We start from the raw sequence: 12440 nt of genomic DNA on the forward strand, positions 1-12440 counted from the left end.
TTAAATAATATTATTTTGATTCTGATTTATTCTTGCATTTATTCTTACATTTTGTCGTAACAATAGATAATAACTTATAAAATTCTTTCTGAAGTTCTGATAATTCATTTTCCTCCATTTCCAATTCTGCCTTAAGGGTATGAGGAATTATCCATGCTTCATCTTTCATTTTCCTTCCTTGATCTGAAAGATGAATCAACATATGCCTTTCATCTCTAGTAGACCGACATCTCTTTATAAGTCCGTTTTCCTCCATCCTTTTAAGCAGAGGAGTTAAGGTTCCGCTATCTAACCACAACATTTCGCCTATATCTCTCACGCATATTTCTTCATTTTCCCATAAAACTAACATCACTAAATACTGAGGATAGGTTACCCCTAATTTTTCTAAATGTGGTCTATAAAGCGTTGTAATCAGTCGGGACAACGCATAGATGGGAAAACATAATTGATCTTTTAATTGTAAACTTTCCATATCGTTTTTAGATTGAGTAAAATTAAATTGCATACAATTAATATGCAAGTTTTTTAGTTTATTTTATTAATAAATTTATTTTCAAGAGTTCTTACTTGGTTTAATTATATACTATTTCATTTTTATAAAATTTACACCTCCAAATAAACTAATTTATTATAAACTTATAATGGTTCGCATGATTTAAAATGTTCTCCAAGCAGTAAATGTTGTAAATTAATATGAGTTTCTATATACTATTTGTACCTTTGCACAAATCCTAATCGTAAAAAGACTTTAAAAATTTAATCAATTAAATGATTGAGTTAAAAAATATTACTAAAACATTCGAACATAAAGGCAAAAAAAACATAGCCCTTTCCAATATTTCTCTTTCGGTTTCCGAAGGAAAAATAGTTGGTGTAATTGGTGAATCCGGTGCAGGAAAAAGCACATTGATAAGATGTGTTAATTTACTGGAAAGGCCTAATTCAGGAGAGGTTTGGATTGATGGTCAAAATTTGATGGAGTTATCTCCTTCCAAATTAACCTCTGCCCGTAGAAATATAGGAATGATTTTTCAGCATTTCAATCTGCTTTCCTCCCGAACTGTATTTGATAACATTGCTTTTCCCTTGGAATTAAATCATACTCCCAAGACTAAAATAAAAAATAGAGTTTATGAATTGGTTGAACTGGTAGGACTTACGGATAAATTAGACAGTTATCCGGCGAACCTTTCCGGAGGACAAAAACAGAGAGTTGCTATTGCCAGAACGTTGGCCAACAACCCTAAAGTTTTATTATCCGATGAAGCAACCAGTGCCTTAGACCCCTCCACTACTCGCTCCATTTTATCTCTACTCAAAGATTTAAATAAAGAGTTGGGAATCACTATTTTATTGATTACTCATGAAATGGATGTGGTTAAACAAATTTGTGATGATATAGCTGTCATGAACGGTGGAAAACTAATTGAGCAAGGAAGTGTTTCTGAAATTTTTTCAAATCCTAAAACGGAATTAGCTCAGCGTTTTATATCTTCATCCTTACATTTAGAAATACCGGTAGATTATCAAAAACGCATTACCCATATGCCGGAAGAAGGAAAACATCCCTTACTAAAACTACAGATATCTGGTAATACGGTCGATGAACCGGTATTATCCGAAATTTCCAGATTATTTGATATTAATAACAATATTATAAGTGCTCAAATGGATTATGCGGGGGGAGTTAAATTCGGGGTCATGCTAACGGAAATTATCGGTACGATTTCTAAAGAAATGGCTGCCATTGAGTATTTAAAAAGTAAAAACATTAAAGTAACTTTATTAGGATATGTCTAATTCAATTATTGATCTCTTAGCAAAAGGAACTTGGGAAACCATAGTCATGACTTTTGTCTCCGGCTTTTTCGGTTATTTGATAGGATTGCCTGTCGGAATCCTTCTATTTATCACCCGAAAAGGTCAATTTAAAGAAAACCTTGTTTTCAATCAAACGGTTTCCACCCTAGTAAATATATTCCGCGCCATTCCTTTTATTATTTTAATTGTTTGGATGATTCCTTTTACGCGGATGATTGTAGGAACTTCCATAGGAGTTCCTGCAGCATTAGTTCCTCTAAGTTTGGGAATTGCCCCGTTTATCGCCAGAATGGTTGAAAACAGCCTGCTGGAAGTACCGAACGGTTTAGTTGAAGCTTCCAAAGCTATGGGAGCAACTCCTTTTCAAATTATTAAAAAAGTATTGTTACCGGAAGCTTTGCCTTCATTAATTAATTGCGCTACCATTTCATTAATTACCTTAGTCGGTTATTCGGCTATGGGAGGAACTGTTGGAGCCGGAGGATTGGGGAAAATTGGATATCAAGAAGGATACGTAAATAAGAATATGGAAATTATGAATTTTGTTTTATTATTATTAGTTTTACTTGTTTTTGCAATCCAATTTGTCGGAGATTATCTTTCAAAAAAAGTGGATCATCGTTAAAAATTTAAAAAAAGTCTAAAATAATATGATAATGAGAAAACTAATAGTATTTACCTTACTTGCTTCTGTTTTTTTTCTAAGTTCTTGCAAGAATGACCGGGCAAATAATCCTAATTATATTAAGGTTGGAGTTGAATCGGGGCCGGAGTTTGTGGTTGCCCAAACCGCTCAAAAGGTTGCTAAAGAAAAATACGGCTTAGATGTTGAATTGGTAGAATTCAATGATTATATTTTACCGAATACGGCACTTAATGATGGGGATATTGATATTAATATTATTCAACATAAACCATTTTTGGATAATATCATCAAACAAAGAGGATATAAACTTGCCATAGTAGGAAATACTTTTATTTATCCATTGGCCGGATATTCTAAAAAAATAAAATCGCTTGATCAATTACAACCCGGCAGTACTATAGGAATTCCAAATGATGCCACCAACAGAGGAAGAGCATTATTGCTTCTTCAAAAAGAAGGTTTAATCAAATTAAAAGATCCTAAAAGCCTTATTTCAAGCGCTTCTGATATAATTGAAAATCCTAAAAATTTAAAGATAGTCGATATGGATCCTGCTATTTTAACTGAAATTCTAAATGATGATAAAGTAGCTGTTGCCATTATCAATAATACATTTGCAGCTAAAGACGGTTTTACATTAAAAGATGGTCTTTTTGTTGAAGACAAAGATTCCCCTTATATGAATGTAATCGTTTCAAGAGAAGATAATAAAGATGCTGAAAATGTAAAAACATTTGTTAAAGCTTATCAATCGGATGAAGTTGCAGAAACTACCGATCGAGAATTTAAGGGAGGAGCTGTTAAAGGCTGGTAATTCATCCGTTTTTAATCAATCAAATTTTAATGAAGATTTTTAGATGGATTAAATGGATTTTTATTGGTTTATGGGTACTTTCTATTGTAATGGTTTTTGTATACAAATGGTTGCCTGTTCCATACACAGAACTTATGTTAAAAAGATTTTTTGTGAATGGCTCAAGCATTGAAAAAAAATGGATTCCGATAGAACGTATGAATAATTCCATAAAACTTGCGGTAATTTCCAGTGAAGATCAAAATTATTTTAAACACGGCGGATTTGATTTTAAAGAGATTCAAAAAATAATTGAAAAACAAGGATCTCCCAAAAGAGGAGGAAGCACCATTTCACAACAAACTGCAAAAAATGTTTTTTTATGGGAGGGTAGAAATTATGTTAGAAAGGGCCTGGAAGTATATTTCACTTGCCTCATTGAGTGGATTTGGGGCAAAAAAAGAATATTGGAAGTCTATTTAAATGTAATAGAATTCGGCGATGGAATTTATGGGATAGAAGCCGCTTCTCAACATTATTTTCACAAATCGGCTTCTCAGCTCACAAAAAGCGAGGCTGCAACTTTAGCTGCTCTTTTACCCAATCCCCGAGAATATGGAAAAAAAATTAATGGAAAGTTCATTCAAAAAAGAAAACTATGGATCATGCGACAAATGTCTAATTTACAAGGCTCTGTAAATTTTCTGTAGTATGCATAACTTAAAAAAAACTAAAAATGCTTAAAAAGATTCTCTTCTTCTGCTTACTTTCTCAGCTCTGTTTTTCTCAGCAGGCTTTAGAAAAAGTGTACAGCTCATCCGTCAATGGTATACAATTATTCAATCCCGATACGAATGATGAAACTCCTTTTATCTCCATGAACAAAGGTATGTTTGTGCTTTCTTTTGACCTGTTAGATAGAGGCTACCAAAAAATTTACTATACTATTAAGCATTACGACAGAAATTGGAATGAAGACCATCTTTTTGAATCAGAATATATCGACGGATATACCTTACCTCAAATATACGATTATCAACCTTCCTTTAATACGAGACAAAATTACACTCATTATACTTTAGAATTCCCAAATAAAGACATGCAACCTAAGGTATCCGGAAATTATCTCCTAACTGTTTTTACTGATAATCACAAACCTTTATTCAGTAAGAGAATTGCGTTTTACGACGATTTTGCTCATATTAATGTCGGATATGAGAGGTATTCTACATCTAAAAACCCGAACATAACGCAGCGAGTAAAAGCACAAGCTGTCGTCTCGGGAATTAATTCAATCTCCACCCGACAACTTTCTTTATGTTTACTTCAAAATAACAATTGGCAAACTGCGATCTATAATATAGAACCACAGTTTGTAAACGGTAATTCTTTCACGTTCGGACAACTTACCAATGCTTTTGAAGGAGGTAATGAATTTTATACATTCGATACCAAAAATATTTCCATCCCGGGTTACGGAGTATTTAAATCGGAAGAAAATAACCCGCTTTATCTTACCTATTTATATTCCATTGCTCCGTATCCGCTTGACTATGCCTATAATCCTGATGTCAACGGTGCTTATTATTTCAGGAGATTTGATCTTAACCAGGAAAGGGATGCACGAACAGAAGGCGATTATACTCCGGTAACATTTTCTTTGGAACTTAAACAGCCTTTAGAAAATAAAGATTTGTATGTTGTAGGATTATTCAATAATTATGAACTTTCCGATTCTAATCGGATGATTTACGATGAAAATCAAGGTTTATACGTAAAAACAATGCTATTAAAACAAGGGTATTATAATTACACTATTGCAACCGTTGACAAAAAAAACAACCATTTTAGCATTTCAGAAATTCCCGGTTCATTTTGGCAAACAGAAAACCTATATCAAGGTTTGTTATATTATACTCCTTTTGGTGGTACTTATGACGCACTTATAGGCTACGGAGAAATTAGAGCCAACAGATTATAATTTTTATCTAGTTATACGGTATTTAAAATTTGAATAAAAATGATTAAAATACCCTTATATTTCTATAGGTTTACTATTTTTGTTACATATTAAAATGAAATAGAATCAAATTTATGTATATCCTTTTTAAAAACATACACCATTATGTAGGTATGATTACCCTCGTTTTTGTTTTATTACTTACTGTTGTATCGTTTATTTATTATTTACAGGAAAGACCTGTCAGTGGTCAGGTGAAAAGAATTTCTCTTATAACTTTGATATTCACACATACACAGATACTCCTTGGAATACTATTATTTTTCAGCTCTCCTATCTTTCAAAATGCCAGTATGAAAGATATTATGGGAATTGCTGCAATACGAAGAAATTATATAGAACATCCTTTCTCTATGGTTTTGGTTGGAGTATTAATTACAATTGTAAATGCAAAAATTAAAAAAGCACCTAAAATTTCAGTTTGGACACTTCTTATGTCTGTCGTCTCACTTGCTTTAGTACTTGGAATGATACCTAGAGCATTTTGGAACAGTTTATTACCCTAAAAGATAAATAATTAAAAATCATTAAAGTATATATTTATGAAAATTGCAATTGTTGGAGTAAGCGGAGCTGTTGGGCAAGAGCTTCTCAAAGTTTTAGACCAAAGAAATTTCCCTTTAACTGAATTAGTACTTTTCGGATCTAAGAGAAGTGCAGGACAAGTTTATAAATTCAAGGACAAGGAATATACAGTCAAGGAACTTCAACATAATGACGATTTTAAAGGGGTAGATATTGCTTTAGTTTCTGCAGGTGGAGGTACTTCGTTGAATTTTGCGGAAACCATCACTAAATATGGTGCGATCATGATTGATAATTCATCTGCGTTTAGAATGGATGATGATGTACCCTTAGTAGTACCGGAAGTAAATGCGGAAGATGCATTGAATACTCCAAAAAATATTATTGCAAATCCCAATTGTACAACTATTCAAATGGTGGTATCTTTAAAACCAATTGAACAATTATCACATATAAAAAGGGTGCATGTTTCTTCATATCAATCAGCATCCGGAGCAGGTGCTTCTGCAATGAAAGAATTGATTGAACAAGCAAAACAATCAACTGCCGGAGAGGAGGTCTTAGTTGAAAAATTTGCTCATCAATTGGCTTTTAATTTAATTCCTCATATTGATGTATTTACTGAAAACGGATATACTAAAGAAGAAATGAAAATGTATAATGAAACTCGTAAAATTATGCATTCCGATATACAGGTATCTGCAACCTGCGTTCGTGTCCCTGTTATGCGGGCACATTCTGAAAGCATATGGGTGGAAACTGAGGACGAATTAACCGTTGAACAAGTTAGAAACGCTTTTGAAAATTTCAATGGGATAATTGTTGAAGATAATCCTTCAGAAAAAAAATATCCTATGCCTTTATTTTTATCAGGAAGAGATGAAGTTTTTGTAGGAAGAATCAGAAAAGACCTTACCAATCCTAAAGGTATTGCTTTCTGGAGTGTAAGTGATCAAATACGTAAAGGTGCTGCTTTAAATGCTGTTCAAATTGCAGAATATTTGATTAAACATAAAAAAAGATAAATCGCAATCTATACCATAGATGACAAAGTGTATCCGATTGAATCCAATCAGATACACTTTTTTAGTTTATACGAAATAAAAACTACAAGTTTTGTAACTTTGCTTTTATGAGTGCCTTAAAAACTTTAAATCCATATTTTTTAAAACACAAAAAACTCCTTCTGTATGGAGTTGTATTTATAATACTTTCCAATTTTTTAACTATTTATCCTGTAAAATTTATTGGAAAGGCCATTAACATTATTGCTCAATCTCTTACCCATTCAGATTCGCTAGATAAAAAGCAATTAATGAAGCAGCTTCTTCTTTATGGAGGAATTATCGTACTGGCTCCAATCACTTCCGGAATCATGAAGTTTTATATGAGGCAAACCATAATCGTTGCTTCCAGAAGAATCGAATTTGAACTTAAAAATAATATATATAAACATTATCAAACACTTTCTTTCAGTTTTTATAAAAAATCTAAAATTGGAGACCTCATGAATCGCATCAGCGAAGATGTGGTAAATGTCCGTCAATATTTAGGCCCCGGAATTATGTATAGTGCTAACTTATTTATAATGCTTATACTGATTCTCGGGTATATGCTGGCTTCTGATCCGGTGATGACCTTTTATGCAATCCTTCCCTTACCCTTCCTTTCTTATTTTATATACAACCAAAGTACTATTATTAATAAAAAAACTAAAATTGTACAAGGCAAACAATCGGAACTTTCCTCTTTTGTACAAGACTCTTTTTCCGGGATAAGAGTTATCAAATCGTTCACTAAAGAAGACTATATCATATCAAAATATATAAATCAATCCAATCAATATAGAAATGAATCGCTTTCGCTTTCAACCACAGAGGCCATTTTTTCTCCTTTAATGGTTTTAATCATCGGATTAAGCAACTTATTTATACTCTATATTGGAGGCCAAAGATATATAGATGGTAAAATAAACGTCGGAACTATTACAGATTTTTTTCTTTACCTTAATGTTTTAATTTGGCCATTTACAGCTTTAGGGTGGGTTATATCTATGGTCCGAAGAGCTGAAGCCTCCATGGAAAGAATTAATGATTTCTTGAACGTTAAAGAGGAGGTTAAAAATACCAACTTTAATGTATATCCTATAAAAGGTAAAATCAGATTTGAAAATGTTTCTTACACCTATCCGAATACAGGAATACAAGCTCTTAACCGTGTATCTTTTGAAATACAACCCGGAGAAACGATTGTGTTTATGGGAAAGACCGGATCGGGAAAAACAACTATTGCTCTGTTATTGGAACGTCTTATTGAGCCGGATTCAGGAGCAATTTACATTGATGATGAACCTTTGTCCCAACATAATTTAAATGTAATTCGAGATAAAATCGGGTACGTACCTCAGGAAAGTTTTCTTTTTTCGGATACCATTTTCAATAACATTTCTTACGGGGTTGAAAATGCGACATTGGAACAAGTTGAAAAATATGCTAAAAAAGCAGAAATTCATTCCAATATTATCGAATTTAAAGATAAATATCAAACGGAAGTAGGTGAACGAGGGGTAACCCTATCGGGAGGTCAAAAACAGCGTATATCGATTTCAAGAGCATTGATTAAAGATCCTACCATATTTTTATTTGATGACAGTTTATCCGCTGTCGATACTGAAACAGAAGAAAAAATATTATCTAATATTGAAAATGACATTGATATTAAAACAACAGTAATTATTACTCACCGTGTTTCATCCGCTAAACATTCAGATAAAATCATTGTGCTGGATCAAGGACAAATAAATGAGATAGGAACTCATGCAGATCTTATTTTAAATCAAGGTTTTTATTCTGAATTATATAAAAAACAAATTACGCAAAAACTATCATAAAAACAATTGTAATATTAAGAGTATTTTTTATATTTTTGCTCTGTTTAAACAAAAAAAATTAAATTTTATTATCCCTTAAAAGATATAATTTAAGGCAATAAAAAACAAAACACATATATGATGAATGATTTTGAAAATGTAGAGAAGAAAGAAAACGAAATTTTCTCTAAAGTATTAAGAGCAGGAAAAAGAACTTATTTTTTCGATGTAAGAGAAACTAAAGCAGGTGATTATTATCTAACAATTACTGAGAGCAAAAAAAATATTTCCGAAGAAGGCGCTTTAGGTTTCAAGAAATTTAAAATCTATTTATATAAAGAAGATTTTAAAAATTTCAAAGACATCTTTGAAGAAACTACCGCTTTCATTATTAAAGAAACCGGAGAAAAAGTTATTTCCGAAAGACATAGAGACGATTTTCATCTTCAATCCGAAGAAAATAAAGACAATGCAAATTCAGCAAATATTTCAAATTATACTAACGTTGAATTCGATGACATTTAGATAGCATTTTTTAAAAATCTAAATTTATACCATATAAAAAAGCAGATATTTATCTTGAAAATATCTGTTTTTTATTGCACCTATTTCATTAACTTTTATTTAACATATTCTAAACATTGTGTTAAATATATATAAAAAAAGTTAAATTGATCGTATAAATATCTATATGATTCTTATTTTTGATCAACATAAATTAGTTGTATCATCTTTGAATATATGAAGTCTTTAATAAAAATACTCTCTGTAATTATAGTAATTTCAACTTCTGCTACCTCGTGTGTATCTAATTACGTAGCAAGTAATAACGATACCTATAAATATCCTACCACTAACGAAATGCTGGTTTATCATCCTAAAACTGTTAAACTTTACAGTACGGCATCGGTTAGTGATGAAAATTATTCTACAACATTAAGAAAAGATGCTGCTTTACTAGAAAACAGCAATATCTATGCCGAAAGCAGATTTTCAACTAGAGCTTATAATTTACTAAGTGAAGCCAGAACTTATTTAGGAACTCCTTATAAATACGGAGGAACAACAAGAAGAGGTATAGATTGCTCTTCTTTTGTTCAGCATGTGTTTGCTGCATTAAACATTTCTTTGCCTCGTACATCAATTGAACAATCTCATAGAGGAACTTTCGTTTCTAAACATAATCTAAAAAAAGGAGACCTTATTTTCTTTGCTCATACTCCTAAAAGCAGAATTTCTCATGTAGGTATTGTTGAAAGCGTAAGCCCAACCGGGGAAATATTTTTTATTCACGCGTCTTCATCCAAAGGGGTTACTATTTCTTCTCTGGATACTGCTTATTGGAACGCGAAATTTAGAACAGGTAAAAGAATTTTAGATTCTGATATAGATATTAAAAAAATACATGAAGAAGCTCAAAATGATACTAGCCTAGCTAAAGCTTCTGTATAAAAATTAATTTTAACACTACGAAGGGGTGCTGTATATAACGGCTGAGATTATACCCTAAGAACCTGGACAAGTAATGTTGTCAAGGGAAATCTTAGATAAAGATTTCAAATTTTTGAAATCTTATTTTTTTTAGTCCTGTAACATATCCCTGAAATTTATTTATTATGAAAAAAAGGGATTGGTTTTATTTATTAGTTGTCGCTCTTTTTAGTTTAAGCCTACAAGGACAGATTAAGAAAGATTCTTTAATTGAATTGAAAGAAATTATTGTTTCAGGCAATGCTCCCATTACTAAAGAACGTATTACCTCAAAACAACTGGAAGGCAAAAATTTAGGTCAAGATATCCCCTACTTGTTAAAAAATAATCTTTCGGTAGTTTCCACTTCAGATGCCGGAGCGGGAGTGGGTTATACCGGTTTAAGAATAAGAGGCAGTGACCAGACACGAATAAATGTTACTTTAAATGGAGTCCCTATCAACAATGCAGAATCTCAAGGTCCTTTTTGGGTAAATATGCCTGATATTGCCTCTTCATTATCTAACCTTACCATACAACGGGGAGTAGGTACGTCAACGGAAGGAACGGGATCTTTCGGTGCTAGTATTAATGCAAAAACTCAAACACCGTCTAAAACTCCTTATTTCCAATCAGATCAATCTGTGGGTTCGTTTAAAACCCATAAGCACACTTTTGGACTTGGTACGGGCAATTTTTTTAATGACGCACTTACTTTAGATGCCAAAGTATCTTTTATAAAGTCTGATGGATATATAGACCGTGCGTTTTCTGATCTTTTCTCTTATTATGTCCATGGTCTGTACGAAAAAAATAAGACATCTATCGGGTTAATGACATTTGGCGGACAAGAAAAAACCTATCAAGCTTGGAATGGTGTTAATGAAGAAATGATGAAGAAAAGAAGAACATTTAATTCATGCGGAGCCATTTATGATCAAGATGGAAATATTATCCGATATTATAGTAATGAAACCGATAATTATAATCAAGATCATTATCATTTATATTTTAAACAAAGGTTTACTAATTCTTGGGTATTAAATTCCACGCTTTTTTATACTCGTGGTAAAGGATATTATGAAGAGTATAAACAAGATTCCAAATTATCCAATTATAAATTAAAGGATCTTATAATAGGCAATGAAACCATTTCGCGTTCAGATTTGATTCGAAGACAATGGCTGGATAATAATTTTTACGGAATATTAAATCGTGTAACCGGAACGATTAATAATTGGAATCTTGAAATTGGAATGGGTGCAAATACCTATAAAGGATATCATTACGGAAATGTTATTTGGGCTCAATATTTTTCAAATGGTCTGAAAGATCATGAATATTACAGAAATAAAGCCAATAAAGACGAGTTTTCAGGCTTTTTTAAAGCAATAGTAACTCTTACACCCAACTTGGAATTATTTGGAGATATTCAATATCGATCCATACAATATAAAGGTCATGACCTCCCGGGTGGAGAAAGTGTTTATAAGAATGGTGGACCTATAAAATTTGATAAAAACTATAATTTTATTAATCCCAAAATCGGAACATCGTATAAAATTGATAAAGGTTCTATCTATGTAACCTATGGATTAGCTCAACGAGAACCCAGCCGAAACGACATATTGGAAAACAAAAATGTAAAAGCAGAACTTCTTCATAATGTGGAGTTAGGAATTCAACAAAATTTCCGTGAATTTTCATATTCTGCAAACTGGTACGGAATGTATTATATTAACCAATTAGTATTAAGCGGTAAAATAAATGATGTAGGAAGTTTTATACGAGAAAACAGCGGTAAAAGTTATCGAACCGGATTTGAACTTTCGGCAGCCTATCAATTTTCAACTCAATTTTCACTTTCTGCTAATTCAACCTTAAGCATTAATAAAAATATAAATTTTAAAAAGGAAACTGATTCAGATATAAAAAAACTAGGAAATACCACGATTGCTTTCTCTCCCGCTTATATTGGAAATGTTATAGCAGAATGGAAGCCTATAAAAAATTTAAATTGCAAATGGATGAACCAATACGTTAGCAGTCAATATCTGACCAATGAAGAGCCTAAAAATGGAAAATTGGACGGTTATTTTATTTCTGACATGGTATTTGAATTTTCTCCATCACTTTTTTCAATGAAATCTTTTAATTTGAAACTTGCCTTAAATAATATTTTCAATACTAAATATGAAAACAACGGATATTATTATGATAATACTCCTTTTTATTATCCTCAAGCCGGATTTAATTTTTTAACAGGCATCAGCTTTAAATTCTAACTATATGC

General features: G+C 31.9%; 12 protein-coding genes and 1 riboswitch. Of the genes, 11 read left to right on the forward strand and 1 reads right to left on the reverse strand.

Annotated elements, in window-relative coordinates; genetic code table 11:
* Positions 1-10 precede the first annotated feature (10 nt).
* Complete coding sequence (locus tag GYM72_RS08760) at positions 11-508, reverse strand: MarR family winged helix-turn-helix transcriptional regulator (RefSeq protein WP_220264125.1); 498 nt, start codon at positions 506-508, stop codon at positions 11-13.
* Positions 509-771: 263 nt separating this feature from the next.
* On the opposite strand from GYM72_RS08760, the gene metN reads away from it, so the two are divergent.
* The 11 genes from metN to GYM72_RS08815 all read left to right on the forward strand — a co-directional run bounded on the left by metN (position 772) and on the right by GYM72_RS08815 (position 12432).
* The gene (gene metN / locus GYM72_RS08765; RefSeq protein WP_105296856.1) at positions 772-1803 is read left to right on the forward strand and encodes a methionine ABC transporter ATP-binding protein MetN; all 1032 of its coding nucleotides are present in this window, start codon (positions 772-774) and stop codon (positions 1801-1803) included.
* On the forward strand, positions 1796-2449 hold the full coding sequence (gene metI / locus GYM72_RS08770; protein ID WP_220264126.1) for a methionine ABC transporter permease MetI: 654 nt from the start codon (positions 1796-1798) through the stop codon (positions 2447-2449). The genes metN and metI overlap by 8 nt, the downstream gene beginning before the upstream one ends.
* Positions 2450-2480: 31 nt before the next feature.
* Positions 2481-3284 carry a methionine ABC transporter substrate-binding lipoprotein MetQ gene (gene metQ / locus GYM72_RS08775; RefSeq protein ID WP_220264127.1) on the forward strand — a complete coding sequence of 268 codons (804 nt, stop codon included), beginning with the start codon at positions 2481-2483 and terminating at the stop codon, positions 3282-3284.
* 29 nt (positions 3285-3313) lie between these two features.
* On the forward strand, positions 3314-3973 hold the full coding sequence (gene mtgA, locus GYM72_RS08780; protein WP_220264128.1) for a monofunctional biosynthetic peptidoglycan transglycosylase: 660 nt from the start codon (positions 3314-3316) through the stop codon (positions 3971-3973).
* 26 nt (positions 3974-3999) lie between these two features.
* Entirely contained in the window at positions 4000-5244 is a 1245-nt protein-coding gene (locus GYM72_RS08785) for a type IX secretion system plug protein domain-containing protein (protein ID WP_220264129.1), read from the forward strand.
* Between the two features lie 152 nt (positions 5245-5396).
* Entirely contained in the window at positions 5397-5789 is a 393-nt protein-coding gene (locus GYM72_RS08790) for a hypothetical protein (protein ID WP_160568785.1), read from the forward strand.
* Positions 5790-5825: 36 nt separating this feature from the next.
* Positions 5826-6833 carry an aspartate-semialdehyde dehydrogenase gene (locus tag GYM72_RS08795; RefSeq protein ID WP_160541634.1) on the forward strand — a complete coding sequence of 336 codons (1008 nt, stop codon included), beginning with the start codon at positions 5826-5828 and terminating at the stop codon, positions 6831-6833.
* Between the two features lie 107 nt (positions 6834-6940).
* The gene (locus tag GYM72_RS08800) at positions 6941-8698 is read left to right on the forward strand and encodes an ABC transporter ATP-binding protein (protein WP_160541633.1); all 1758 of its coding nucleotides are present in this window, start codon (positions 6941-6943) and stop codon (positions 8696-8698) included.
* 120 nt (positions 8699-8818) lie between these two features.
* Complete coding sequence (locus tag GYM72_RS08805) at positions 8819-9202, forward strand: DUF3276 family protein (protein WP_105296864.1); 384 nt, start codon at positions 8819-8821, stop codon at positions 9200-9202.
* Positions 9203-9418: 216 nt separating this feature from the next.
* Positions 9419-10129, forward strand: a complete 711-nt coding sequence (locus GYM72_RS08810) for a C40 family peptidase (RefSeq protein ID WP_220264130.1) — start codon at positions 9419-9421, stop codon at positions 10127-10129.
* Positions 10130-10140: 11 nt separating this feature from the next.
* A riboswitch (TPP riboswitch) is annotated at positions 10141-10235 on the forward strand.
* A gap of 58 nt (positions 10236-10293) precedes the next feature.
* A complete protein-coding gene (locus tag GYM72_RS08815; protein WP_220264131.1) occupies positions 10294-12432 on the forward strand; it encodes a TonB-dependent receptor in 2139 nt (712 codons plus the stop codon).
* The last annotated feature ends 8 nt before the right edge of the window (positions 12433-12440 follow it).

It is taken from the genome of Apibacter sp. ESL0404, assembly GCF_019469245.1.
Classification (GTDB): Bacteria; Bacteroidota; Bacteroidia; order Flavobacteriales; family Weeksellaceae; genus Apibacter.

What these genes read in the sequence shown, in the direction of transcription:
- GYM72_RS08760 (WP_220264125.1), bottom strand. Translation starts at nt 508, where the DNA reads ATGCAATTTAATTTTACTCAATCTAAAAACGATATGGAAAGTTTACAA.
- metN (WP_105296856.1), top strand. Translation starts at nt 772, where the DNA reads ATGATTGAGTTAAAAAATATTACTAAAACATTCGAACATAAAGGCAAA.
- metI (WP_220264126.1), top strand. Translation starts at nt 1,796, where the DNA reads ATGTCTAATTCAATTATTGATCTCTTAGCAAAAGGAACTTGGGAAACC.
- metQ (WP_220264127.1), top strand. Translation starts at nt 2,481, where the DNA reads ATGAGAAAACTAATAGTATTTACCTTACTTGCTTCTGTTTTTTTTCTA.
- mtgA (WP_220264128.1), top strand. Translation starts at nt 3,314, where the DNA reads ATGAAGATTTTTAGATGGATTAAATGGATTTTTATTGGTTTATGGGTA.
- GYM72_RS08785 (WP_220264129.1), top strand. Translation starts at nt 4,000, where the DNA reads ATGCTTAAAAAGATTCTCTTCTTCTGCTTACTTTCTCAGCTCTGTTTT.
- GYM72_RS08790 (WP_160568785.1), top strand. Translation starts at nt 5,397, where the DNA reads ATGATTACCCTCGTTTTTGTTTTATTACTTACTGTTGTATCGTTTATT.
- GYM72_RS08795 (WP_160541634.1), top strand. Translation starts at nt 5,826, where the DNA reads ATGAAAATTGCAATTGTTGGAGTAAGCGGAGCTGTTGGGCAAGAGCTT.
- GYM72_RS08800 (WP_160541633.1), top strand. Translation starts at nt 6,941, where the DNA reads ATGAGTGCCTTAAAAACTTTAAATCCATATTTTTTAAAACACAAAAAA.
- GYM72_RS08805 (WP_105296864.1), top strand. Translation starts at nt 8,819, where the DNA reads ATGAATGATTTTGAAAATGTAGAGAAGAAAGAAAACGAAATTTTCTCT.
- GYM72_RS08810 (WP_220264130.1), top strand. Translation starts at nt 9,419, where the DNA reads ATGAAGTCTTTAATAAAAATACTCTCTGTAATTATAGTAATTTCAACT.
- GYM72_RS08815 (WP_220264131.1), top strand. Translation starts at nt 10,294, where the DNA reads ATGAAAAAAAGGGATTGGTTTTATTTATTAGTTGTCGCTCTTTTTAGT.